Genomic DNA, 24353 nt, shown 5'->3' with positions numbered 1-24353 from the left:
GCCTGTGCGGCGGAACATTCCGCTCTGCGCGGCCGCCGCGCGCGGCTAGGTTGTCCGCATGAGCAATCTCGATCGCCAGCCCGCTCTCTCCGCCTGCGGCGGCCGCGGCTTCGTCGTGGCCGAACCGGTCCGCGAGCTCCTCAGCCCGCGCACGGTCAAGCTGGGGGAGTCCACGGAGGTCCGCCGCCTCCTGCCGAACCTGGGCCGCCGCATGGTGGGCGCCTGGTGCTTCGTGGACCACTACGGCCCGGACGACATCGCCGAGGAACCCGGCATGCAGGTCGCACCCCACCCGCATTCCGGGCTGCAGACCGTGAGCTGGCTCCACGAGGGCGAGGTGCTGCACCGCGACAGCGTCGGCAGCCTGGAGACGATCCGCCCCCGTGAACTGGGCCTCATGACCTCCGGCCGCGGCATCAGCCACTCCGAGGAGAGCCCGCGCCCGCACGCCCGGCTCCTGCACGGCGCGCAGCTGTGGGTGGCCCTCCCGGACGCCCACCGCGACGTGGCCCCGCACTTCCAGCACCACGCCGACCTCCCGCAGGTCACGGCCCCGGGCCTGACGGCGACCGTCATCCTCGGCACCCTGGACACGGCGACCTCGCCCGGCACGGCGTACAGCCCGATCGTCGGCGCCGACCTGACCCTGGCGGCCGGCACCGAGACCAGGCTCCCGCTCGACCCGGACTTCGAGTACGCGGTCCTGTCGATGTCGGGCGAGGCCCACGTGGACGGCGTCCCGGTCCTCCCGGGCTCGATGCTCTACCTGGGCTGCGGCCGCACGGACCTCCCCCTGCGGGCGGTGTCGGACGCGGGCCTGATGCTCCTGGGCGGCGAACCGTTCGAGGAAGAGATCGTCATGTTCTGGAACTGGATCGGCCGGAGCAACGAGGAGATCGTCCAGTTCCGCAAGGACTGGATGGAAGGCACCCGCTACGGCGAAGTAAAGGGCTACGACGGCCCTCCGATCCCCGCTCCCGGGCTCCCGCCGGGGCCGCTGAAGGCACGCGGGCGGGTGCGCTGACCTGCTGGTTTCCAAAGTAGCCCGACAAGTCGAGATCAGCCGGAGAGGGGCCGTGTCCCGCGCCTGGCAGGTCTGACTCGCGTCATACGTGGGCGTCGGCCGTGTTGCCCGGCGCCGGGCGGGCGCTCGCGACGACCAGACGCACCGGCACCGGCCGAGGCGGCCCCAGTGCCGTCGCGCTGAGTCCGCCTCCAAGCCACCGGCATGACCTTTCAGGTTGCCCGCGGTGTTCTGACGGTCAGGCGGAGACAGACAGTTTGCCGAGTAGACCCTCGGCGATGCCCGCCATGGTCTTGGTCATCGGGGTTTCCCGGCCGGTGCGCCGGTAGGCGCGTTCCACGTTGGCGCACAGGAGCAGTCGGGAGAGGACACCGGACTTCGTCGCCAGGGAGTCCTCGAAGAGGGTGAGGACCTTCTCGGCGAGGGGTTCGACGGACAGGGACGCGGACCACAGGCAGGCCGCGTCCCATCCGGCGGGGGCGAGGCCCCAGCTCTCCCAGTCCAGAAGGGCGAAGCCGGGCCCGCAGAGGTTGGCGTACCCGACGTCTCCGTGGGCGGTGGCCCAGTCGGTGACCGTGGTGTCGACCTGGTCTCCGTACACCTCGTGGATCCGGTTCGTGAGGTGTTGCCGGCTCATGCTGACACGGCTGGTGGGGTGGCTTGCGAGGGCGCCGAGGGCGGCTTGCAGGTCTGTCCACCAGGACTCGGGCAGCTTCGGGAGGGTGGTGATGTCGCCGGTGGGGGAGAGCGCTCCGTCCTGGACCAGCGTCATCTCATCCGCCCGCCAGACGACCCCGCGCGACTCGTCGGACCACACGGCCGCGCCGAACCAGCGGGGGCGGGGAACGCCTTCGATGGCAGCAGCGGCCTCGAAGCCGGTCCACTGCTGGGCGTCGAGCTTGTTCTCCCGACGCCACGCGAGCCGCACCCAGGTGCCGGCGTCGGTCGGGAACCCGGCAGTGCCGTTCCACTTCGAGTAGTGGCCGTTGTCCTGTTCGAGGCGCCGTCCGAGACGCTGCTCGGTGGTGGTGAGGACGTCACGGATGTCGGTGGTGGACAGGTCATCCAAGGACGGCTGCACTGGTGCTCCCCTTCGGGTCCGGCTTGTGAGTCACCGTAGCCCGCTCAGCCAGCAGCCGGCGGTACTCGTCGACCTTCGCGGTGTTGACGCTGAACCTGGAGGCACGAACCAGTTCTGCGAGGTGCTCGGGGCTTGAGGTGCCGACCGCGATCTGGGTGACTGGTGGGAGGGCGAAGGCGGCGGCGAAGACCGCTTGGAGCCCACCCGCTGCCGGTCCGTCGGCTAGGAAGACCCGGGCGTCGAACCGGCTCCAGACGTCTGCGGTGGCGAAGCCACCGAACGGGGACATGCCTCGAAGCTGCTGGGCTCCGGTGGAGGCGGCCAGCTTCTCCCCGGCATCGAGAACATGGACGGGTACGGCGAGACCCGCGCGGATCATCAGCACGTCCGGGGCGTTGTTCACCCACGGGTGGTCGACGAGTCCGCGAGGGTCCCAGGACGAGATCCCCCACGAGCGGAAGAGCCCCATGTCTCGCATGCGAAGCAACTCGCCGCACGCGGGAGTGACGGCTTCGGGGTCTCGCTCCGGGTTGTGGAGGAGGACGGTGTCCGGCTCACGCCCGAGCTCACGAACGGTGGTTTCGACCGCGCTTCGGAGGTGTTGGGGGTCGAGGCTGTGGCCGTCGGTGTGGAAGCCGACCTTCGTCGTGATCTCGAAGTGCTGCATGAGCCCGGTGGCCGCCAACGTACGGTGCGAGGCGAAGTGGTGGTAGTTGAACGCGGTGTCGAGCTGCGTCACGCCTAGGTCGAGGGCCGATTCGAGAAGGTCACGGGAGTGACCAGACCGGTATAGGCCGAGGACGACACGTCGGTCAGGGTCTCGCACAGTCCCTCCGAGATCAGCAGGTTGGCCAGGGTGATGAGGTCGTCGTCGGCGCCGTTCAAGCGGACGGGGTGGCCGGAGAGCAGGGCTCGAAGGCTCGGTTCGGCGCGCTGGTGGAAGGTCAGCCGTTTGCCTCCGGCGGAGACCTGGACGGTGCCGCCATCCCGGGCGATGACCGGCGCGAACTCGGTAACGGCCGCGACGGCCTGCGGGGCACCGAGGGCGGGGACGTGGGGCGTGTGCCGCGCGGGCGGAGTGCTGGCCCGCAGCTCCTCCAGGTACCCACGGGGGCTGTAGGAGCGGGCCAAAGCGGTAAGTTTGTGCACCAGGTCCTCGTGCACTGTGTCGTCCAGGACGTTGTTCAGGTTGCTGTCCAGGTCGACGCGGAACGCTTCGTCGGCACGGGCGGCGTCGGACAGGAAGTTCACCCACGTCACGCCGGTCCGCTTCGTGAACCCGAACGTCACATGCAGCGAGTGGCCGGCGTCGCCGGAACCGAGGCGAGTGGCCGTGTGCCAGAACCCCCGCGGGATGTGCATGACGTCTCCGGCCCGCATGGTGCCCTTCCACAGCACCTCTTCCGAGGGCTCTCGGTTGCGCTCCGCGTCGCGGTACATCGGCGCTCGCCGGGAGGGTCCGCGAACCTCCCACGACTTCTCGCCCGAGAGCTGCACGGCGATGACCTCGTGGTCGTCCCAGTGCAGATGGAATCCGTCGGTATCGCCGACGGCGAGGTAGGCGTTGGCGGAGGTGAGTTCACCCGACCACCAGCCCAGTGCCCGGCAGGCGACTTCCAGTGTCGGATCGAAGAAGTCGACGTGGTCGAGGACGACGGTTCCGCCGCCGGCCAGGATGCGGCCGAGGGCCGCCATATCGGCCTGGCTCACGGCTTGACGACGCCGATTGACGTTGGTGGACAGGAAGAGCGACGGGTGTACCTCGTCGCCTCCGGCGTAGCAGCGTAACTGGGGATTCGCGAGATGGCGACGCTTGATCAGGTCGAGCAGGCGGTGCGGGGTCATCAGGCGGGAAACCAAGTCCGGGTCCGTGAGACGACCGCGTGCGAACGCGGTCCCCACGGAACCCGGCCCGTCCCAGCCGAGTGCCTTCTCGATGTGGGTGACGAGCCGGTGTTCCACGGGTTCCTCCTACTCCTTGGGGAGGTTCAGGTCACGGTTGTCGCCGTCGTCGCCCGCACTGTTCTGCGAGCTGGTGACGTCGGACCGCTCGGACTCGCTGCGGTCGTGAGCGGTCGCGAGTTCCTCGACCGCGATCAGCAGGGCGGGGCTGGTCCCACCCTGCGTGGATGCGTTGTTGCTCATCAGCGCTCTCCTTCTCGAGTCCCGCCATGGACCGACGGGTGCATGAGGGGTGTTCCTTGCCCGGACCGGAAGGGTTCTTCCGGTCCGTCGTGCGTGGCGCCGGGGACCCGAGGGACGACATCCCGAGCGCCGGCCCTCCAGACCTCCGCACGCATCTCGCCCAGGGTCAGCTCGGTCTCCCATCGGCGGGGGTGATCCGCCACGGCGTCGGAAAGACAACGGCGTCTTCCTCGTGTCGGAGCGGGGCGAAGACGGCCTCCACGCAGGCAGGCGGGCGCGGGCGCCGACCAGCTCGGCTGCGGACAGTGATCGCAAGGGGGGAGCAGCCATCACCGGTCGGTCACGCCGAGCTCGGCCCAGACGCTCTTCCCCCGTCGGTGGCGATCGCAGCCCGATCGAGCGCTCATCGCTCGCAACATCAGCCAACTCGTCTATGCCCCAGGTGCGGAGCGCGGCGGAGACGGGCAACCGGGCCCGGCGGGCCGATGCAGCCTCACACGGAAGCGTCTCGCTGTAGGAGGGGCGTCCGGTGCCGGACGGTCGGGATCCCTGGGTCATGGCGGTCACGTGAGCCTCGGCAGTCGTCGGGGTGGCGGCAGCCCCCGCTCTCCAGGGGGTGCGCGGGAGCGGGGCGCCATGGCGGGGGCCGCCCGGGCGTCGTGCCTTCGGTGGTCCCTGGTGGCTATGGCCAGTCAACGGCTACAAGAGCAAGGAGAACAGGAAGAGTTGATGGAATGGACCACGTGCCGAACCGGAAGACTTTACGAGGGGAATGCGTACGGGGCTGCGCCACAGGTGACTTCGTAGCTACCGTCGGTGCAATGGGAGCCAATGCCGTCCTCAGAGCCCGGATGGGTGAACTGGGCCTCACGCAGGACGAACTCGCAGGTCAGATGAACGCGGCCCTTGAGCCGCTCACCGGCCGGCCCGGAGGCTTCTCCGCGCGCACGGTCCGTAACCTGCTCAACGGCACCACCACCCGCCCGATCGGCCGGACATGCGTCGCCCTGGAAAGGGTGTTCGGCTGCCCGATCGCGGAATTAGGGTTCGCTCCACCCAGCACAGCAAGACCCCGGGAGGATCCCGTGCTCCGCCGCACCTTCATCACCTCCGTGGCCCTCACTGCGGCCGCTCCTGCCGTCGGCTCCCCACGCCGCATCGGCTCCAGTGACATCGAACGCCTTCAACGCCGCTTCGCCGACATCATCGCCAGCGACCACCGCCATGGCGGCCAGCGCGGCACCGAGCAGAAGGCCGCCGCGATGGCGGATGAAGCCCTTGCCCTCCAAGAGTCCGGCACCGCCAGCCAGCGCATCCGCAGCCAGGTGTACGCCTCAGCCGCAGCCTTCCGCTCCTCCGCCATGTGGGCAGCGATCGACGGCCGTCGATTCGATGACGCGACCGGCCACATGCGCATCGCCCAGGAACTCGCCGAGATGGCCGGTGACCCCTTCATCAAATTCCGCATCTGGTCCCACGCGGGCACCATGTATCGACACATGGGGCGTCAGGCTGAGGCGGCCGCAGCCAACAATGTGGCCAGAGGACTCAGCCTCACGCGCCGTGATCCGATGTTCGCCTCGCTCGGACTGGCACGCCATGCCGCGATCTACGGTGCCGCAGGAGACGCCGTCGCGACCCGCCGGGCTTTCGACCAGGCCCAGGACGCCATGCTTCGCGCGGACTTCGGCGAGTACAGGCCGGTGTGGATGAACGCCTTCTACGACCAGGCAGAACTCGACAGCCTCGCCCTGTCCGCCCATCTCGCGCTCGCTGACTACCCCACGGCCGAAGCCCACGCTCACCGATGCCTGTACGCTCTGCGTCCCCACATGCACCGGTCCAAGGCCATCACCACCACACGCCTCGCCCGCGCCCAGCTCGAACAGGGTGACGTGGAGCCCGCGGTGGCAACCGCCATGTCGGTACCAGCCGATGCGGCTACCCGTCACCCCAGGGTTACCCGGATGCTGACCGGATTCGGCACCCGCCTGAACCACATCGCGCCCGACAGTACCGGCGCTTCGGCGTGGGATCAGTACGCCCGGGATACCTGGAGGGCACCCGCATGACGCCGCGACTGCGCCGCTTCACCGACATCGAGCAGGCCGCCCCGCCTCTGATCGCCGTATACGCGAAGGTGCGGGAACCTCTTCTCCACCTACCGAACTACGCAGTCTCCACCTTCACGGAGCGGCTGGAGCGCCATGGTGTGGACCCGGGCTTCGAAGCGGTGATTGCTTTCGAAGACGCAGGCCAGCCGGTTGGGTACGCGTACGGCAACACGGTCGAGGCCGGAGACCGGTGGTGGAAGCGAATGGACTGCGTCGAAACGCAGTTCACCGTCTCGCCGACTTTGGCTCTGAAGGAGATCGGAGTGGTTGAGCCCTACCGGGGTACGGGTCTGGCGCGACGCGTCCACGACGAGTTGCTCGACAGACGTGACGAGTCCTCCGTCTCACTCATGGTCAACCCGGCGGCCGGTGAGGGCAAAGTGCAGGGGCTGTACGAGACGTGGGGATACCGAGGCATCGGTAGCGTGCAGCCGTCACCTGATTCCCCGCCGTTGGTGATGATGATCCGACCGATCCGTTGAACTGGTCTGGAGGGTCGAAACTGCCAGTCGGGACCCTGGCAGAGGGCCTAGGTAGGTGGCGGACGCAGACTCTTGGGCGGTCGACCCTTGAGGTCTCACCGGGAAGCGGCTGTGCCGCGGTACCCAAGGGCAGCAGGCGATGGCGTAGTGCCGCCTGCCGGTGTTCGATCCCTCAGCGAATGGCTTGTCGTCTGCGCTTCACGCGCGGAGCCCCCGCAACGATCCGGCCCGGCCGCCGACGGGCATGTTCGTGCACCGCAACCACCACCGGCCGCACCGGCTACCTTCACCAGGCGGGGAAACGACTGCGCGCCCCGTACTTTCAGGAGATGGGACCGCGGGGCGACGTACGCGAACCGCTGGCCGGCGGAGATGCTCGCGGACTACTGGCGCTGAGGAGCACGTGCGTGACGCAGCCGCAACGCAAGCCGTTCCTGTACGTCGTCGTCTGCGCCGCCGGGATCGCCGACGATGTCGGCAGGCTGATCACGGCGGCCCACGGACGGAACTGGGACGTCGGGGTCATCGCCACCCCGCATGCGCTGCCCTTCCTCGACGTCCCGGCGGTAGAGACGCAGACGGGCTTCCAGATCCGTTCCGCCTGGAGAGCACCGGGTGACGATCGGCCCCTGCCGCCGGCCGACGCCATCGTGGTCGCTCCGGCGACCTTCAACACGGTCAACAAGTGGGCCGCGGGCTTCGCCGACAACCTCGCGCTCGCCGTCCTCTGCGAGGCGTACGGCATGGACATCCCCACCGTTGTCCTGCCCTACGTGAACTCCGCCCTGGCCGCCCACCCCGCCTACCGGAGAAGCCTCGCTGAGCTCCGGGAGATGGGCGTTCTGGTCGGCGGGTACGAGCCGCACCGGCCCAAGGCCGGCGGGGGAGCGGATCGCTTTCGCTGGGAGGAGGGCCTTGATCTGCTCTCTTGCTCCGTCTCCCGCGTCGGAGATGTCCGACCGCCCCGGCGCGGAGCGCTGTGACCCGCGCCGCGGATCGGCCTGCTGTGGCGGCAGCCGTCGTCGTATGGAACCGCCGTGTGCTGTTGATACGGCGTCGGGTCGCTGAAGGCGAGCTCTCATGGCAGTTCCCTGCGGGGAAGGTCGAGCCCGGCGAATCTCGAGAGGAGGCGGCCGTGCGCGAAACGCGTGAGGAGACGGGAGTGAGCGTCGCCGCCCACAGCTTCCTCGGAGAACGGGTTCATCCGGCTACCGGCAGGCTGATCTCCTACACGGCCTGCGTGGTGATCGAGGGAACGGCGCATGCGGCCGCCCCGCGGGAGGTCGCGGAAGTGGCCTGGGTGCCGCACGAGGAGCTCCTTCGGTACGTCCCCCATGGGATCTACACGCCTGTGCGGAGGTACCTGGATACCGAGCTGTCGTGATTCCGCCCTGCTACGGCACGATGACTGAAAGCGTCGGACCAGCCTTTCCGCTGATGGATGTCACGGAGGAAGGGCTTCCCGACATCGCGGTCGAGGGAGGGCCTGGGCATGGCTGAAGTTCCACTCGGGCACCGCGACCCCGTGCAGCACGGCAGCGGCAGCGGCCTCGGTCCCGTTCCAGCCCCGCGGGCCGATCCGCTCGAATCCCCGCCGCTCGACGCGCACCCACGTATCCCGCTCCGTACGGCCACTCAAGGAGCGGCGCTTGTCCACCAGAGCGTTGCCGGTCCAATCGCACCCGCAGGGCGTGTTCCACGCGCTGCGTACGGCCTCCATCGGCGCACGCCGCGACTCAACTTGCGTTCAGTCAATGGATGTTGAGAAGGAGCCTTTCGGTCTCCTTGGCTGCCGCGGCCGTTAGGGTTGGGGATGCCTCGAACCGATCCTCGGAGGGCTGACCGGTGGCTGAGAGCCTTGTTCGACTGGACGATCACACCGAAGCCGCGGTTCTCGTCAGACATCGCTCGATGGCGGCCCCGGCGCCAGGACTCCAAGCTCCCCGTGATCACGGCGACCGCCCAGCAGGTCCGTACCCGGGCTGATGTCACAGGCGCGGACCGCGACGCGAGCAGCGGAATCCGCTTCCAGGGGAACGTTCGGTTCTGACACGTGGAAAGGGATGCCGTGACCTCGGCAGAGCGCGAGATCGAGATCCTCCTCACCGACCCGCCCGAGTGTGGCCGGTGTGGCAGAGGTTGCCTGCTCAGCGCACGGGTGCCGCACCGCTGGCAGAACGAGAGCGGACGCGATGTAGTCGGTTTACGGCAGGTGGTGTTATGTCAGGTGTGTGATCGCGGACGTCCTGGCGCCGACGAGTTAATGGCGCTGTTCGCCGTCGACGGGCAGGTCGGTCTGGCGAACATGGAGGCGTTCGGCGTCCTCGTGGACAACTGGTTGGACGAGGCCGAGCAGAAGGCTGTGGACCTCGATCACCTGGAACGTGAACAGGAGCTGTGGCGGCGCGGCGAACTCTAGTGCCGTGGCCGGAGAGGTCCACCGGGTCGCAGTTGCAGACCCCGCCCGTGGGCGCCGTGAGCGCCCATCCCGTGGGAACGACGACGCTTCCGCTTGTGTCGTGAGCACCGTCGCGGTACCGCTGTGCGACACGAAGACCCCCGCGTGGTGGTTTCGTTTCCCACCACGGCGGAGGTCTTCGTCTGGTTCAGGGTCCGACCCGGCGGGCGTCGGCGACGCCCGTGATCAGTTCACCCCACCGCGCGTCAGCGGCTCTTGGCCAGGACCTCGACGATCTCTGAGGACGTGCCACACTCCCCGAGCAGCGGGAAGATGCGCTCGATGCTGTTGCGGTGCGCCTCAGGATGCATGTCGGCCATCGCATCGGTGGCGAGCGTGACGTGGTAACCGAGTTCGTGCGCGTTGCGGGCGGTGGACTCCACGCCGATGCTCGTGGCAATGCCGGCGAGCACGACTTGGGTGATGCCACGGCGGCGCAGTTGCAGGTCGAGGTCGGTGCCGTAGAACGCGCCCCAGTTGCGCTTCGTCACCAGGATGTCGCCGGGGTGACCCTGGAGGTCCTCGACGATCTCGTCCCAGCCGGCCGGCATGGCCCCTATGTAGCTCGGTGCGTCCTTGCGGCCGGGCGTCCCGTCCGCGTGGTCCTCGGCCTGAGTGACGCGGACCAGGACGACGGTGGCACCGTGCTCGCGGAACGCATCCGCGAGTAAGGCGGAACGGGTCACGACATCGGAGCCGCTGTGCGGCACACAGGGTGCACCGACCGTGGCATTCTGCACGTCGATGAGTACGAGAGCAGTTCCCGTATCGAGTTTGGTAATCGGCACGTTGCGCCCTTTCGTTTTGATGCTCGCAGCATTCAGTATTACGCCACCCCCTGTTGAGCGAACCGTTTTGGTCATTTCTTTACGTCCAGCGGCTGTTCGGCGATCGGGGGCTGAGCCGTGGACTCCAAAGCGGTGCGCGCGTGGTTCGTGGCGTGGGGGAAGAAACAGGTTGCGGCCGACCGGCTCGTACCGAGCTGTTCGACCGGATCGCCACCGGATCCGTTCTGCCGATCAGTACCCGGCGGCGCACGAAACCCTACCGCGTCGCGGTGACCGCGTGAGGTGAAAAGCATGCCGGGGTGCTCGCCGCGCCAATACACTGACACGGCTCGGACGGTACCTCAGGTCGGAAACGGGAGCGATACTTTGAGGATCAACTCCTTGGTCACAGTCGCCGTCGCGACAGCGTTCGGCGGAACTCTCATGGCCCCCGCCGCGGCGAGTACGCCCCCAGGGGTGGAACGCGGCCCGTACAGCGCCTCGGGCGCCGCCGCGTGCACGTGGAGGATGTCCGACCTGCCGGTCCCCTCCGGCTACACCACCGCCGAGGCACGGGGACACGCGGGCACGGGAAAGGTGGTGGGCACCGCGTGGAAGGCCGATCACCGCGAGGGCGTCGTGTGGACCGAAGGGGTACCGGCTGTCCTGCCACAGCCCCGGAGTACCCCCGGTTCGAACTACCCCAGCGAGGTCAACCCCTCGGGCGTGATCGCCGGCTACTGGGTCGGCAACGACGGCACGACCAGCGCGTGGCGCTACCAGAGCGGGCGGTATCAGTTCCTTCCCGGAATCGGTACCCAGGTCTCGGTGCCCACCTCCATCAACGGCAGGGGCGACGTCGTGGGCTTCAGCCGGGACTTCACGGGAGGGGCCAGGACGGACGCGGTCATGTGGCGCACCGATCGTCCCGGGAGCGTGACCGGCTTCGGGGAGGGATACAGCGCGGGCATCGACGATTCCCGGCGGGTGGTCCTGTCGACGGGCGTGATGGTCGACGGCGACGGGCGTGAGATCGCGCGTCTCCAGGGCGGTCAGCCGCTGGCCTACCAAGGAGGCCGGATCGTCGGGTACACCGGCTCGTCCGCCCCGCACAACGTCGTGGAGTGGGGCCTGGACGGCGCGATCGTCCGGCAGATCCCCAACGGCGTTCCCTCCGAGGTGAACTCCTCCGGGGCCGTCGTCGGGACGCGGACCGGAGGGATCAAGACGGTGTGGCGCGACGGCGGCACCCAGGACCTGAACAGCCCCGTCCCCACCGGTCTGAACCTGCTGGGCATCACCGAGGACGGCGCGGTGATCAGCGACTATCGGTCTGGTGGCGCGACCCGCAGCGGGATCTGGCGCCGCTCCTGTTAGGCACCCCGGGGCGGACGGGACGTGGGAGCGGATCCCGCGTCCTGTCCTGGCGGCGCCGATCCGCTCGGCACAGTTGGCCGGAAACCGGTCGGTGCGGTCGAGACTGCCACGTACCCGCGTCTGGTCGGCCGGCCGGGCCTGGACCGCCGCGTCATCAGCCTGCCCAGGCCGGGGCCCAGACATCGTCACGGGCCGTCGTCCGGTACCTGACGTGCAGGTACTCGAGGAAGGCGGCGAGTACGGGGTGCGGGTTGTCCGCTCGCCAGATCACCGACAGGGGGTAGACGGGGGCCGGGTCGACGATGGGGATCCGGCAGAGGTCGTAGCTCTCGGGCCACAGATACCGGGAGCCCTCGCCGACGAAGGTGGCGAGCCGGCTGGAGTGGGCGATCTCGGTGAGGAGGGCTTCGACGCCGAAGCTCGGCCCTATCGTGTCGATCGTGAGTCCGAACGTCTTCGCCAGGTCCTCGTAGTAGCCCATCGGCTCGGCATCGGCCATGCCCGGCATCCATACGGGATGGTGGGCGAGCTCAGCCAGCGTCACGGTCCTGGCGTTCGCCAGGGGGTGCAGTGGGCCGACCAGGAGTTCGTGACGGTCGTCGATCACCCGGGATGACCGGAGCCCCGCAGGGACCACGAGGGTGGAAGCCCGGAGGGATCTGAACGTGGCGTCCAGGGTTCCCGCGCTGATCTCCGCCATCGCCGTCGTGGTGTCGGCATTGGCCAGGGTCACCACATCGAGCTCGATGTCGGGGTGCTCCCGGTAGAAGTCCCGAAGGATGTTGGAGGGTGCGATCCGCCGGCCGATCACATCGATCCGCAGGGGCCTGGGGGTCGGGGACACCGCGGCGGTGAAGCGCTCGGCGGCACGGAGCAGCTCCCGGGCGCGGGGTAGCAGTGCCTGCCCGTCGACGGTGAGCCGGACACCTCGGGCGACCCGTGTGAAGAGCCGTACGCCGAGTTCCTTCTCCAGGCTCGCCACTCGCTTCGAGGCTCCCTGCTGGGTGATCCTCAGATGGTCGGCAGCGGCTTGGTACTGACCACTGTCGGCGACAGCCACGAATGTACGAACGGCATTGAGATCCACGGAGCAGAACCTACTCCCCCGCGAGGGGCGCCGTGACGCACCCCTCCTTCCGTCGGAGCCGGAGAACCGCACGTGGAGCCGGAGCGACGCACGCTGCCCTGCCCGGCGCAGCCCACCGGGCAGGGCAGGAGTAACAGATCCGGTCGCACGGATCACCGGCCGTCACGGCCGCCACCGGCGCCGCGCCGACGGACGCGGGACCGGGCGGTGTGGGGGAACCCCTAGCCGTTCGCTCCGCGCAGCTCCGCCCGGGTCACCGAGGTCACGATCGGCAGATCGAACTCACCCTTCTCGGTGTCCGGATGGGTGTTCAGATGCCGGCGGATACGGTCCAGCAGCTCGACGCGCTCTTGTTCCGGCAAGGCCAGCACGGGAGAGAGGGTTCCCATGCGGGCGACCATCGAGTCGGTGGTGCTGCGCTGGCCATGCCGGAAGTCGGTGTGCTCCAGGTCCTTGAACAGCGGGTGCTGCCGAACCCGCTCGACGGGGGACGCGGTCTTCCCCCAGCCGAAGATCTCCGCCAGGCCGGCGATCCAGTCCGCGCGCGCGTCGTCGTCGTTCCACAGCGCGGCGGCCACCCCGCCGGGCCGCAGCACCCTCGCGATCTCAGGGAAGGCGCGCTCCTGGTCGAACCAGTGGAAGGCGTTGCCCACGAGGACCGCGTCGACCGACGCGTCGGGCAGTGGGATCTCCTCCGCCGTGCCGGGATGGGCCCCGACCGTGGGGTGGCTGCGGACCAGCTCGGACCGCATGCGCGCGTCGGGCTCCACGGCGAGCACCTTCGCTCCCAGGTCCAGCAGGCCCCTGGTCAGCTGCCCGGTACCCGCGCCCAGATCGAGAACCGTCAACTGCCCCCGGCCCGAGAGCGGGGCGAGAGCCCACTCGATGGCCTCGCGCGGGTAGTCCGGCCGATGTTCGGCGTACGCGGCCGCATTCGACCCGAACGACGTTCCGCGCTGTTGTCCCTCGCCCGAATTACTCATGAACCATCCCATTCGCAACAATGCGCATTGTGCGCGCCCACTCGCCGATTCGCTCGACGTCACACCTTAAGTCCTATCGCACCAAATGAACTGCGTAGAGTGAACCTTGGTACATATTTTCCGCCAAGCGTCATACGGCGGACGGCGACCCTTCCGCCCACTCCACGGACTCCTCTGCCTGCTCGTACAACTGTTGGTTCGCGCACTTCCACAGACCCAACGAATGGTTGTATTTGTTCGAAGGATCGGTTGTTTGTGTCGGGTCCGCAGCCTTGCTTTGATGCGTGGAGCCCAAAGGCGCGAGCCGCGAGTGAGGGGAAGGGCTGATACTTCATGGCAAGACGATCCCTGGGCCGGCAGTTCAACTGGCTGTGGGCGGCTTATGCGGTGAGCGCCTACGGTTCCGGATTGGGATTCGGCGCCTTCCCGTTGATCGCGTTGCTCGCACTGGACGCCAGTACCGCGGAGATCGCCGCCCTGTCCGCGGTGGGCCCGACCGTCGGCGCGCTGATCGCGCTGCCCCTGGCGCCCTGGGTGGAGTACCGGCGCAAGCGCCCCGTCATGATCGTGATGGACCTGGTCCGGTTCGCGGTGATGGCGAGCGTTCCGCTCTTCTACGCCCTCGGCTGGCTCAGTTTCGTCCAGTTGCTCGTCACCTCGGCCGTGGTCGCCGCCACCAAGATCGCCTTCCACGCGGCCAGCGGCGCCTACCTCCAGACCGTCGTCCGGCCGGACGACCTGCTCGTCGCGAACGCCCGGTTCGAATCCACGAACTGGAGCTCCATCGCGATCGGACCACCCCTGGGCGGTGCGGCGGTCGGCCTCTTCGGCCCCCTCGTCACCATCATGGTCGACGCGGTCAGCTACCTGTTCTCGGCATTCGCCCTCACCGCGATCCGGGGCCGGGAGGAGACACCGCGCAGATCGGGCGGTAAGAGGCTCCGGGCCGACGACCTGCTGGACGGCTGGCGGCACATCATGGCGCACCCCGGTCTGCGCGCCCTCTTCCTCAACAACATGCTCGTCTCCGGGCTCGTCATGGCCACCGAACCGCTGCTGGCCGTGCTCCTGCTGCGGGAGCTCGGGTTCCCGGTCTGGCAGTACGGCCTCGCCTTCGCCGTCCCCTGTATCGGAGGGCTCATCGGCTCCCGACTGGCGCCCCGTGCCGTGGCCCGTTACGGACAGCACCGTGTGCTGCGCACCGTGGGCGCCCTCCGCGTGATCTGGCTGATCGGGCTGGTCTTCGTCGGTCCCGGTGTCGTCGGCCTCGTGACCGTGATCGCCGTCGAGCTGGCGATCATCTTCAGCATGAGTCTGTACACCCCGGTTGTGGCCACCTACCGGCTCGAACAGACCCCCGGCCACAAGGTCGCCCGTACGCTCTCGGCATGGTTGATCGGCCAGCAGGCGGGGATCGCGCTCTGCACCGCGCTGGCAGGGCTGCTGGCGGAAGTCACCAGTCCGCGCATCGCGCTCGCGGTCGCCGGACTCGCCATCCTCACCAGCCCGCTGCTGCTGCCCCGCGAACCCGGCCCCGCGCCGTTGGCTCACGAACAGGACGGCGATCTTGTTCGAAAGTCCGTGTGATTCCAGCGGAGCGGGGGTAGGGGAAGCGGGGCCGGTCCTCTGTTGTTCCGCGAGGACCGGCCCGCCTCCGATGACCGCGAGAGAGGCGTGCACGGTCGTGGGCGCGCCCAGGACGGCCGTGAGCTGACTCGCTGATCATGGATCGCCCCTACCCGCGTGGAAGCGCCTCGTGGCCCGGGCCGTTGGCAACGGGCCGCGCGGGCGATCGGGGAGGGCTTAGAACATGGTGTTGCCGTTGGCGGAGGTGGCCGGGATGTTCTGGATGACGTCCCAGTGCTCGATTATCTTCAGCTCTCCGTTCGGCTGCCTCTCCACGCGGAAGATGCCCATGATGGCCTGTCCGGTGTCCTCGGGGCGCAGACGGTAGCGGAAGTGCACGGCGACGTAGTCCTTGTCGGCGATGACTCGCTTCAGGTCCGCGGTCACGTTCGGAAACTGCTGGAAGAACGTGGTGAGGTGCTCGCGCATGTCGGTCGTTCCGTTGGGAACGGCGGGGTTGTGCTGGTAGAGCTTCGGGTCGAGGTACGCGACCGCGTCGGGGTTTCTGTCGACGAGGAGGGTGTTGAAGTAGCCGACGACGACCCTTCTGCTCAAGGGGGTCTGCCAGGCCGGCCCGCTCGGCTGGTTCGTGTTCGGATTGCTGACCGTGCCGAACATGTCGTTGCCGTTGGCCGTGGTCGCCGGCACGTCCTGGACCGTGTCCCAGTGCTCGGCTATCTTCCCGTTCTCGTCGAAGCGGAATATGTCGAGCACCGCCACGCCGCGGGTGCCGGGTTCGTTGACCGGGTTCGCGTGCACCATGACCAGGTCGCCCTCGGCGAGCACCCGCTTCACGTTGTACTTGAAGTTCGGGTAGCGCGTGTGCAGGTCGCGGGTGAAGTTCTTGAACGCTTCCCGGCCATCGGCGATGGCGGGGCTGTGCTGGATGTAGTCGGCACGGATGTGCCGGTCCGCGACCCGCAGGTTAGCCCGTTCGTAGAGCTGGGTGAGAACGTGGACGGCCGTGAGCTTGTTGCGCTCCTGGGCGAGGTGGCCCGTGTGCTGGGAGTCGATGGTGGACACACCGCCGCGGAGCGGCGCGGAGGCGCCGTACGCGGGGGCGAAACCGGCCAGGGCAGTGATGCTTGCTGCGGCCAGCAGAGTGGCGACGGTCTTCCGGGCTAACAGGGTGGTGCTGAGCATCACGATGGTCTCCAAGCGCTGCAACGAAGGGGTGGTTGGACTCACCCCGCGAAAACGGGCTGGTCCGAGACGAGGTGGAGCAGGCCGTGCTTCTGCCTCTACCGCTGGGATTCAGCCGAAGTTCGGTGCGTAGGAGCGTAGTCGGCCTGATGGCCGGAATGGTCCGTTCAGGTGAAAGCTCTCGATACACGTTGAACTGATCTTCAGCGCGGCGAAACGTCACCGAGGGCAGAGGCCGGTCAGCGGCTGCTCCCGGAGGCGGGTGGCCGGCGGCATCACGCTCCGCTGCGCGGGGGCCGGTGTCCGAGCCCGTCGGCCCGACCGCGCTGCTTCGCCGAACGTCCCCGGACCTCTGCGGTGTCGCCGCCGTACTCGGCCGGGCCGGATCTGAATCCGCCGGGGCGTTGTGTGTCCCCAGGAGGTGCTGTTGTGACCGGAAAGGGTTCACCGGGTCGCGGCGCGGGGTACCGGACACCGCGACCTGGCAGACCTTTCCGGCCGTACGCGTTCCGGCACACCGGAGGTGGGTCTTGTGCTGCCCGCCGCGGTGGGTCACATCGGTGTGACGGGAATCCGCCCGACCCGTCCGCCGGCCGTTCGAGGCCCGTCGACCCCGGGCGCACCGGGTACGAGGTGCGAGGCGAGCCGTCCCTTTCGGCCAAGTGGGGCAGGAGGTGGGGGACCCGCCGACCGGGTTCCGGACCGTACGTCCCCGGGGGGTGGCCCGGCGCAGCGGCCGATCGGCTGGTGGAGCGGCCACGCGGCCTCGTGGCCGGCTGCTTCACCCGAGGAGACGCCCGGGCCCGGCAGCCGTCCACGCCGGGGCGGAGACCGTGCGGTCACGCCGCTGCCTTCCGGCCAAAGCCGTCGCACGTTGCATGCACGAAGGTCCCATTCACGCTGCTCCTCGGAGGTCGTAAGCTGCTGATTTGTACAGGGAATTCCATGGGTGGGAATGGGGAGACCATTAATCCATTGTGGGCAGGCGATCGGGCCGTCGATCGGAAACGGTCGGTTCCCGACCATGCATTCCGGATCCTTTGATTTCCACGGACAGAGGCGGGGCTTTACCCGCTACGCCGCATTCGGGGGCCGGCCACGATGAGGCGGCGAATCCCTGAACGGCCTGTCCGAGATTCGAGGCACGGGGGGAGGCCCGGCCAGGCGGCGGTGGTGCCTCTGCCGTCCGGTTGAGGACGTGAAGGCGTACTGGGCGAACCGGCCGAACGCGTGAACCCTGCGGACCGGGGGTCGAGGCGACCGGTGTTCCCCTGTGCGTCGAAGCGGCGGAGTCTCCACGGACCGTGCCCGGACACCAGCGGACAGCCCAGCCGAAGGCCGGGGCGGGAGGCTGCCCGACGACAGTGGCATCCCGCTCTACAACGCGGCAGCGGAGACCCGCCTCGCCGCCATACTCAAGGAGATACCGCAGAATGACTGGCATCACCGTCAACCCTGCCGCCGGACGCATCGGTGCGGAAATCGAGGGCGTGGACATCTCCCGCCCGCTCGACGCCGAGTCGATCCGTACCATCCAGCAGGCGCTTGACGAATGGAAGGTCATCATCTTCCGGAATCAGCACCTCGACCATGTGACGCACACCGCGTTCGCGCGCCAGTTCGGTGAGCTGACCTTCGGTCACCCCCACCACGAGCCGCCCAAGGATGCTCCGGAGATCTACACGATCCAGCACCGGCGCTTCGAGAAGCTGCTCGGCGGCGACGCCACGCGGAAGCAGCGCTCGTACGCCTATGCCGGGAACAACGGCTGGCACTCCGACCTCACCCCGTTCGTCAACCCGCCGGCCGGGGCGATCCTGCGTTCCGAGGTATTGCCGAATTACGGCGGCGATACGCAGTACACGAACCTCGTGGCCGCTTACCAGGGCCTCTCGGAGCCGTTCAAGAGGTTCGTGGACTCGCTGCGCGCGGAGCACCGTTACGGTGCGAACTGGTCCGGAATGCCGCAGCCCAGCGTGGCCGGATTCCAGAAGCGCGCCGAGGAGAACGCCCTGGTCTCCCACCACCCGGTCGTGCGGGTGCACCCGCGGACCGGGGAGAAGGCCCTGTTCGTGAACCCGATCTACACCGACCACATCGTCGGGACGTCGCCGATCGAGAGCCGTCTCATTCTCGGCTACCTGTTCGACGAGATCGCCAGGCCCGAGTACACCGTCCGCTTCCGGTGGGCCCCGGGAAGCGTGATCTTCTGGGACAACCGGGCTACCTGCCACATTCCTCCGCGTGACCTCGACCACCTCGACGTCGAGCGGGTGCTGCACCGCGTGACGCTGATCGGAGAGGTGCCGGTAGGACCGGACGGGCTGGAGTCGGAAGCGATCGAGGGACCCGGTCTCGGGTCGGAGCCGCCCTTCGCCTCGACGTTCTTCGACAGGAGCGACCGAGCGGCCCAGGAGCAGATGTCCTGAGCCGTATGCCCTCAGTGCTCGGCCGGCTCGACGGCGCCCTGGAACGGGCGGCCCTCGTGGCCGGGGGGAGCGGGTGGCCGCGCTGTCGCCGCCCGCTCCCGAGCGACGGCACCACGTGACGCCGGCCCGGTTCCCCGTCCGGCCGCTGCCCCGGTCGACGTCAGCGGTCCGCCAGCACCGCGGTCAGTACGTCGTCGATCCGCGTGATCAGCCGGGGCGCCTGCTCGGTGAGATAGAAGTGGCCCCCGGGGAACACCTCCATGGTGAACGCACCACTCGTGTGATGCTGCCACGCTCGCGTGTCGTCGAGCTCCGCCTTGGGATCGTGGTCGCCCACCAGCGCCATCACCGGGCAGCTCACCCGGTGCACCCGCTCGGGGCGGTACAGCTCGGTGATCCGGTAGTCGCTGCGGATCGCGGGCAGCACCATGCGGAGCACCTCGTCGTCGCCGAGGACCCGGCTGTCCGTGCCGGCCAGCTGCTTGACATCGGAGAGCAGAGCCTCGTCACCGAGCATGTGCACGTCGTCCTCCGGTTTGAGGAGGGACGGCGCCCGGCGGCCCGAGGCGAACAGCATCACCGGAACGATCCCCGCCCGCTGTTCCAGCAGACCGGCCAGTTCGAACGCCAGCAACGCGCCCATGCTGTGACCGAACAGCGCCAGGGGCCGGTCGGCCCACTCGTCCACCAGCAACGGCAGGAGACCGTCGGCCAGTTCGGCGATGCTTTCGGGACAGGGCTCCATGCGCCGGTCCTGACGGCCCGGGTACTGTGCGGCGAGCACCTCGATCCGCGGTGAGAGGGATCGCGAGACCGGGAAGTAGAAGCTGGCCGAGCCACCCGCGTGCGGCAGGCAGAGCAGCCGGACGGCACTGTCGTCGGCAGGGTGGTAGCGGCGGATCCACAGATCCCTGTTCTCGCTGCGCGTGGTCACGTGGGGAACTCCGGATCGGCTCGGGCTGGCACCGGCGGTGTGACGGCCACTGCGGCCGACCGTCACACCGTGGACGGTTCGCGAAGGGTGAGTCGCCTCTTCAGGTGGTCCACGTGACGGGCAGCGCTCGCAGCCCCTTGAGTATCATCCCGCTCGTGTACGTGAGCTTGTCGACCGGTACGTCCAGCCTCAGCCCGGGAAACTCGCGCAGGAGCCCGGTGTAGGCCACTTCCAGCTCGAGCCGGGCGAGTTGGGCGCCCAGGCAACGGTGCATTCCGTGCCCGAACGCCACGTGGTCCCCGGCATTGGCCCGTCCCAGGTCGAACCGATCGGGCTCCGGGAAGGCCCTCGGGTCCAGGTTGGCCGCGCTGGGGCTGGCCAGGACCACACTGTGCGCGGGAATGACGACGCCGCCCAGCTCGACCTCACACGTCGTCACCAGGTGCAGTCCTTCGTGCGGATCGGTACTCGCGCTCAGCACCACGTACCGCAGCACCTCGTCGATGACGGAGGGCACCAGCGAGGGGTCGGCGCGCACCGCCGCGAACTGGTCCGGGTGATCCAGCAGCGCGACCAGGCCCTTGCCCAGCATGTTCGCCGTCGTCTCGTGCCCGGCGACCAGCACACCGAAGACGATCTGGACGACTTCCTCCTCGTTCAGCCGGCCCTCCACGTCGCGCGCGGTGACCAGATCCCGCAGCAGGCTGCCTTCCGGGCACCGTTGTACGTCGGCTGCGAGCTCGGCGATGTACGCGACCAGTGCCCGCCGGGCTTCCATGGCCTGGTCCGGCGGGTAGGCGTTGGTCGACGTGATGAGTTCCGACCACGGGCGGAAGCGGTGCCGGTCCTCATAGGGCACGCCGAGAATCTCGCAGATCACCGCGACGGGCAGCGGAAAGCACAACTCGGCGTTGATGTCGGCGGGAGGTCCTGCGTCGTGTATCCCGGCGAGCAGTTCGCCGGTGATCTGCTCGATCCGCGGCCGCAGCGCGCGGATTCTCCGGACACTGAACGCCGATGCGGCGGCCTGGCGCAACCGTGTGTGCTCGGGCGGGTCGAGGTCGTGCATCCCCGGCCGGGAGAAGACCGCCGCGCGGCCGGTTCCCGCGCCGCGGCGGTGTGCCTCCGCCCTGCTGAAGCGGGGGTCGGAGAGGACGGTCCGTACCTCGGCCATACCGCTGATCAGCCAGGCCGTGCCACCGTCCTCGGTGGTGACCTCCCGGACGGGAGCCTGCCGCCAGAACTCGCGTACCACCGTTGGAACGGAGTAGTCCTCTTCGTTCTCAGAACCTAGTGCTGTCTGGCTGGATTCCGTCACCACTTGCTCCTCTCGGTCCACGCCGCTGGTCCGAGGCGAGACGCGGGACTCCGGTCACACATGGAAATTCCTTCGGAACCTCGCTCGCGGCCATGACTGGCCGGCAGTGAAGAATGTTCCTCTGAATCGAGCGGGATATTTCCGCACACGCTGAGATCCTGCCCGTCTCGTGAATGAAATACCAGTGGACGAAGGTTCAATTTACATGTACGAATGCGATTTGATAGGAGTGAATTAAGCGTGTGAGGATATATCAAGAGGGGTGGGAATCGATGGACAGGCGAGACCGGGTGAAACTGTACGACCAGATGGCTGAACAGTACGACCGATCGAGGCCGAGCTACCCCGATGATGTGATTGACGAGATCCTGGGCGACGTTTCCGAAGAATTGTCGGTGCTCGATGTGGGGTCCGGTACCGGAATCGCTTCGCGGCAGATGAAGAGCCGGGGCGCCGATGTCATCGGGCTCGATATGAGTACCGGGATGAGCGCCGTCGCCGAACAGCACGGCATCGTCACCGAACTCGCTCCGTTCGAGACATGGGACTCGGCGGGGCGCACATTCGACCGGGTCACGTGCGCCCAGGCGTGGCACTGGATGGATCCGTTCAGCAGCGCGCTGAAAGCCGCCTCCGTGATCCGGCCGGGCGGCCGGCTCTGCCTGTTCTGGAGCGCGGGCCACCACCCGGACGATCTCGCGGACGCGCTGGCAGCCGCCTATGAGCGGGTTCTCCCGGCCGACTCGCCCAAGATGACCCTCGGCTATGCCGTGAGCCGGTCCAGCGACCTGCCGCTCGACTTCAGTGTGGTGACCGGATCACCCCGCGCCTTCGCGCACATGGTGGAGGAGCCGGCCAGGTCGTTTCCGTGGAGTGCGACCTACACGCGTGACCAGTGGATCGACGAACTCGGCACGCACACCGATCACGCGGCGCTGCCGGCCGATGTACGGCAGAACCTGTTCGACGAGATCGGCGGCACCATCGACCGTTTCGGCGGGGCGTTCAGCATGACGTTCTCCACCTATCTGATGTCCGCCACGCTGCTCTGACACCCGTGCTCGTGCGGGGGCGGAAGCGCACCGCCCGCCCGCCCGGGCCCCCGCCCCCGGAACCGCCGGCCGCCCGCCGTGGTGCGTTCCTAGGCGGAACGCACCACGGCGGGCGGCGACCCTCTCCGAGTGCTCGTGAACCACCGGCCGGGACCGGTGGGGCCGCAGCCCCTACGAGGTGATCAACGGCTTGTCGCCGGGGACCGTTCGGAGGTGGTCATTGGGGATCGCGAGCGACATCAGGGCGGCGATGACGGAAACGGCGGCAGCGCCGAGCAGTGCCGAGCGGTAGCCGGTGGCGAGTACGGCCTGAGACGTTCCGGTGGCGTCCGCGGTCACCGCCGCGGCATAGCTGACGAACACGGCGACACCGACGGCGCTGCCGATCTGACGCGTTGTCGTGGCCACTCCCGAGTAGAGACCCGCGCTGTCCTTGGGAGCGCCGGCGGTGGCCGTGATCGTCAGACAGGGAAGAGTGAGTCCCATGCCCAGGCACAGCAGTTCCATCGGGAAGAAGACGGCGCTGAAGTAGCCGCTGTCGACGGGCACGCGGGCGATCCACACGACGCCGGCCGCGTACACCAGCAGACCGACGATCAGCAGTGACCGCGCACCGATCCGCTTCACCAGTCGTGCGGTCAGGAAGGCGACGATGAACGTGGTCAGGCCACCGGGAAGTTCGGCCAAGCCGGCTTCCTGCGGGTTGTAGCCCAACACCTTCTGTATGTAGAGCAGGACGAGGATGACCTGAGCGCTCATGGAGATGGTGGCCACGAGCGACACCAGGTTGGCCATCGAGATAGACCGGGATCTGAAGATGCCCAGCGGGACTATCGGTTGTTTCGCGCGTGACTCGATGAGGACGAACGCCCCCAGGAGAAGGATCGACAGGGTGAACGGCACGATCGTCTCGGGGGACTGCCATGCATGCTTCCTGAGACCGATGGTGGCGTACACGGCGGCGGTCACCGCGCCCACCACGCAGAGCGCTCCCGGTATGTCCAGTGACGGGACCTTGGGACGCGCCGTCGTCCGGTGGGTGAGCGTACGCGTGCCGAAGACCAGCAGCACGCAGCCGATCGGCAGGCAGAAGAACAGCGTCGAACGCCAGCCCCAGTGCTGGGTCAGTACACCGCCGAGCACGGCCCCGGTGACGCCGCCGATGATGCTGGCCGCGCCCCAGATGGAGATCGCGCGGTTCCTCTGGTTCCTGTCCGGGAACGCAGCGATGATCAAGCTGAGCGAGGAGGGAAGGAGGATCGCCGCACTGACTCCGTGAGAGGCCCGGGCCGCGATCAACTGCCAGCCGTTCTGCGCGAAACCACCCAGCACACTGCCGAGGGTGAACACCCAGAGTCCCGCGAGGAAGACCTCTCGCCGGCCGAAGAGGTCACTGAGCCGACCGCTGAGCAGGAGGAACCCGGCGATTCCCAGGTTGTAGGAGTTCACGATCCACAGGAGCCCGCTCAGATCCAGACTGAGGCTGCGCTGAATGGTCGGAAGTGCGATGCTTACGACCGCGTTGTCGAATTGCACCATGAAGTGCGCGACGCACGCTATTGCCGCGACGTACCACAGCGGTCCTCGGACCACGCTGTCCCGGACATCAGACTCTGGTCTGTCGCCTGTCCGCTCCAGATAATTTGACACTACGCCGGTCCCTTCCAGATGCTGGCGGATCTGACTTTTCCCACGCCACGACCGTGTACCGGTTCTCTCCACCCGCATGATCACGAGAAGCGCGGGAGCGCGCGGCCGGAACCGGTTCCCCGGGGATGGAGCCGCCCGACACGAGCTCGCTGCAGCGGAGCTCATGGAATTCGAACAGATCCGAGGTCAGATCCCGGCAGAAGAGATTTCCCTGCCCTGTGTCGATGATCGGCTCGATGTGCACCCGGAACCCCTCTGCCCCTCAAATGCACGGGTGTGTACAAAAGTTGCGCTGGATCCCAGCCAAAATCGGTCGATGCTGAAATGTGTTTTACGCGATATTGCGCCTGAGTGTCAATTGAACTTTGGTCCGACATTCCGCGTGGTGCGAGAGAGTCGAATGTGAAGAGATGTGAGGCCGTGGTGAAGGCTGGTAACTCCAGCGGCCCGTCGGCTGCTTCAGCGCGGCGGCGGGCGCCGCACGCGGGCGAGCCCGTGCCTGGCGCAGCGGTGGTGCGCGGCCGCCAGGCCGGCCGTCAGGCCGGCCGCGCGGAACGCACACCAGGGCGGGCCCCCGGCCGCGACCCCCCCCCGGCCGCCCGGGGGGGGGGGTGCGGGGGGGGCGGGCGGGCGGCCGGGCGCCCGCGCCCCCCCCCCCGCGCCCCGACTGCGAGGACCAGGGC

General features: G+C 68.3%; 21 protein-coding genes and 1 pseudogene. 10 read left to right on the top strand and 12 right to left on the bottom strand.

The genetic code is table 11. The annotated features are described in order from the left end of the window. Positions 1–58: 58 nt before the first annotated feature. Positions 59–1024 (top strand): pirin family protein, encoded by a 966-nt coding sequence (locus tag ABT106_RS06425; RefSeq protein ID WP_351273124.1) that lies wholly within the window; start codon positions 59–61, stop codon positions 1022–1024. Positions 1025–1262: 238 nt separating this feature from the next. On the opposite strand, the gene ABT106_RS06420 is transcribed toward ABT106_RS06425, so the two are convergent. Genes ABT106_RS06420 through ABT106_RS06405 form a run of 4 tightly spaced genes read right to left on the bottom strand, consistent with a single transcriptional unit; the run spans position 1263 to position 4250 of the window. Continuing rightward, a complete protein-coding gene (locus tag ABT106_RS06420; RefSeq protein ID WP_351273122.1) occupies positions 1263–2105 on the bottom strand; it encodes an aminoglycoside phosphotransferase in 843 nt (280 codons plus the stop codon). Beyond that, entirely contained in the window at positions 2086–2844 is a 759-nt protein-coding gene (locus ABT106_RS06415) for an aldo/keto reductase (protein ID WP_351273120.1), read from the bottom strand. Before ABT106_RS06415 ends, ABT106_RS06420 begins: the two co-directional genes overlap by 20 nt. 2 nt (positions 2845–2846) lie before the next feature. Continuing rightward, a complete protein-coding gene (locus tag ABT106_RS06410; protein WP_351273117.1) occupies positions 2847–4067 on the bottom strand; it encodes a JmjC domain-containing protein in 1221 nt (406 codons plus the stop codon). Between the two features lie 9 nt (positions 4068–4076). Continuing rightward, a complete protein-coding gene (locus ABT106_RS06405; RefSeq protein WP_351273115.1) occupies positions 4077–4250 on the bottom strand; it encodes a hypothetical protein in 174 nt (57 codons plus the stop codon). An 821-nt stretch (positions 4251–5071) separates the two neighbouring features. Between ABT106_RS06405 and ABT106_RS06400 the strand changes: the two genes are divergently transcribed. From ABT106_RS06400 to ABT106_RS06380, 4 genes are all read left to right on the top strand, one after another. Further along, on the top strand, positions 5072–6322 hold the full coding sequence (locus tag ABT106_RS06400; protein WP_351273113.1) for a helix-turn-helix domain-containing protein: 1251 nt from the start codon (positions 5072–5074) through the stop codon (positions 6320–6322). Then, on the top strand, positions 6319–6846 hold the full coding sequence (locus ABT106_RS06395) for a GNAT family N-acetyltransferase (protein WP_351273111.1): 528 nt from the start codon (positions 6319–6321) through the stop codon (positions 6844–6846). Before ABT106_RS06400 ends, ABT106_RS06395 begins: the two co-directional genes overlap by 4 nt. A gap of 407 nt (positions 6847–7253) precedes the next feature. Further along, entirely contained in the window at positions 7254–7829 is a 576-nt protein-coding gene (locus tag ABT106_RS06385; RefSeq protein WP_351273108.1) for a flavoprotein, read from the top strand. Beyond that, positions 7826–8230, top strand: a complete 405-nt coding sequence (locus tag ABT106_RS06380) for an NUDIX hydrolase (protein ID WP_351273106.1) — start codon at positions 7826–7828, stop codon at positions 8228–8230. The genes ABT106_RS06385 and ABT106_RS06380 overlap by 4 nt, the downstream gene beginning before the upstream one ends. Before the next feature lie 120 nt (positions 8231–8350). Here the strand turns inward: ABT106_RS06380 and ABT106_RS32120 are convergent. Beyond that, positions 8351–8549, bottom strand: a pseudogene (locus tag ABT106_RS32120) (hypothetical protein); the annotation flags it as partial. Between the two features lie 365 nt (positions 8550–8914). Between ABT106_RS32120 and ABT106_RS06375 the strand changes: the two are divergent. Then, positions 8915–9265 carry a DUF6300 family protein gene (locus ABT106_RS06375; RefSeq protein ID WP_351273104.1) on the top strand — a complete coding sequence of 117 codons (351 nt, stop codon included), beginning with the start codon at positions 8915–8917 and terminating at the stop codon, positions 9263–9265. Positions 9266–9510: 245 nt separating this feature from the next. Here the strand turns inward: ABT106_RS06375 and ABT106_RS06370 are convergent, their stop codons facing one another. Next, positions 9511–10092, bottom strand: a complete 582-nt coding sequence (locus tag ABT106_RS06370) for an isochorismatase family protein (protein ID WP_351273102.1) — start codon at positions 10090–10092, stop codon at positions 9511–9513. A gap of 507 nt (positions 10093–10599) precedes the next feature. Between ABT106_RS06370 and ABT106_RS06365 the strand changes: the two genes are divergently transcribed. Then, positions 10600–11448 carry a hypothetical protein gene (locus tag ABT106_RS06365; protein WP_351273101.1) on the top strand — a complete coding sequence of 283 codons (849 nt, stop codon included), beginning with the start codon at positions 10600–10602 and terminating at the stop codon, positions 11446–11448. A 154-nt stretch (positions 11449–11602) separates the two neighbouring features. Here the strand turns inward: ABT106_RS06365 and ABT106_RS06360 are convergent, their stop codons facing one another. Together ABT106_RS06360 and ABT106_RS06355 are read right to left on the bottom strand one after the other, a co-directional pair. Then, complete coding sequence (locus tag ABT106_RS06360; protein WP_351273099.1) at positions 11603–12535, bottom strand: LysR family transcriptional regulator; 933 nt, start codon at positions 12533–12535, stop codon at positions 11603–11605. 221 nt (positions 12536–12756) lie between these two features. Continuing rightward, the gene (locus tag ABT106_RS06355) at positions 12757–13518 is read right to left on the bottom strand and encodes a class I SAM-dependent methyltransferase (RefSeq protein WP_351273096.1); all 762 of its coding nucleotides are present in this window, start codon (positions 13516–13518) and stop codon (positions 12757–12759) included. Positions 13519–13851: 333 nt separating this feature from the next. On the opposite strand from ABT106_RS06355, the gene ABT106_RS06350 reads away from it, so the two are divergent. After that, positions 13852–15105, top strand: coding sequence for an MFS transporter (locus tag ABT106_RS06350; protein WP_351273093.1), 1254 nt, complete (start codon positions 13852–13854; stop codon positions 15103–15105). 216 nt (positions 15106–15321) lie between these two features. On the opposite strand, the gene ABT106_RS06345 is transcribed toward ABT106_RS06350, so the two are convergent. Further along, complete coding sequence (locus ABT106_RS06345) at positions 15322–16302, bottom strand: nuclear transport factor 2 family protein (RefSeq protein ID WP_351273090.1); 981 nt, start codon at positions 16300–16302, stop codon at positions 15322–15324. Positions 16303–17720: 1418 nt separating this feature from the next. Between ABT106_RS06345 and ABT106_RS06340 the strand changes: the two genes are divergently transcribed. After that, on the top strand, positions 17721–18716 hold the full coding sequence (locus ABT106_RS06340; protein WP_351273087.1) for a TauD/TfdA dioxygenase family protein: 996 nt from the start codon (positions 17721–17723) through the stop codon (positions 18714–18716). A 160-nt stretch (positions 18717–18876) separates the two neighbouring features. Here the strand turns inward: ABT106_RS06340 and ABT106_RS06335 are convergent, their stop codons facing one another. Continuing rightward, a complete protein-coding gene (locus tag ABT106_RS06335) occupies positions 18877–19650 on the bottom strand; it encodes a thioesterase II family protein (protein ID WP_351273084.1) in 774 nt (257 codons plus the stop codon). 100 nt (positions 19651–19750) lie between these two features. Further along, entirely contained in the window at positions 19751–20968 is a 1218-nt protein-coding gene (locus ABT106_RS06330) for a cytochrome P450 (RefSeq protein WP_351273081.1), read from the bottom strand. 290 nt (positions 20969–21258) lie between these two features. On the opposite strand from ABT106_RS06330, the gene ABT106_RS06325 reads away from it, so the two are divergent. Continuing rightward, positions 21259–22020, top strand: a complete 762-nt coding sequence (locus tag ABT106_RS06325) for a class I SAM-dependent methyltransferase (protein ID WP_351273079.1) — start codon at positions 21259–21261, stop codon at positions 22018–22020. Between the two features lie 171 nt (positions 22021–22191). Here the strand turns inward: ABT106_RS06325 and ABT106_RS06320 are convergent, their stop codons facing one another. Further along, positions 22192–23748 (bottom strand): MFS transporter, encoded by a 1557-nt coding sequence (locus ABT106_RS06320; protein WP_351273237.1) that lies wholly within the window; start codon positions 23746–23748, stop codon positions 22192–22194. Between the last annotated feature and the right edge of the window lie 605 nt (positions 23749–24353).

Source organism: Streptomyces sp. NPDC002044, from assembly GCF_040296725.1.
In the GTDB taxonomy this organism is placed as follows: Bacteria; Actinomycetota; Actinomycetes; order Streptomycetales; family Streptomycetaceae; genus Streptomyces; species Streptomyces antarcticus.
Note: the sequence above shows the minus strand (reverse complement) of the source record. Positions and strands in the feature narration are given on the sequence as shown.

Coding starts and splice junctions, on each gene's coding strand:
- ABT106_RS06350 (WP_351273093.1), top strand. CDS start 13,852: ATGGCAAGACGATCCCTGGGCCGGCAGTTCAACTGGCTGTGGGCGGCT.
- ABT106_RS06320 (WP_351273237.1), bottom strand. CDS start 23,748: ATGCGGGTGGAGAGAACCGGTACACGGTCGTGGCGTGGGAAAAGTCAG.
- ABT106_RS06340 (WP_351273087.1), top strand. CDS start 17,721: ATGACTGGCATCACCGTCAACCCTGCCGCCGGACGCATCGGTGCGGAA.
- ABT106_RS06355 (WP_351273096.1), bottom strand. CDS start 13,518: ATGAGTAATTCGGGCGAGGGACAACAGCGCGGAACGTCGTTCGGGTCG.
- ABT106_RS06395 (WP_351273111.1), top strand. CDS start 6,319: ATGACGCCGCGACTGCGCCGCTTCACCGACATCGAGCAGGCCGCCCCG.
- ABT106_RS06400 (WP_351273113.1), top strand. CDS start 5,072: ATGGGAGCCAATGCCGTCCTCAGAGCCCGGATGGGTGAACTGGGCCTC.
- ABT106_RS06425 (WP_351273124.1), top strand. CDS start 59: ATGAGCAATCTCGATCGCCAGCCCGCTCTCTCCGCCTGCGGCGGCCGC.
- ABT106_RS06405 (WP_351273115.1), bottom strand. CDS start 4,250: ATGAGCAACAACGCATCCACGCAGGGTGGGACCAGCCCCGCCCTGCTG.
- ABT106_RS06365 (WP_351273101.1), top strand. CDS start 10,600: ATGTCCGACCTGCCGGTCCCCTCCGGCTACACCACCGCCGAGGCACGG.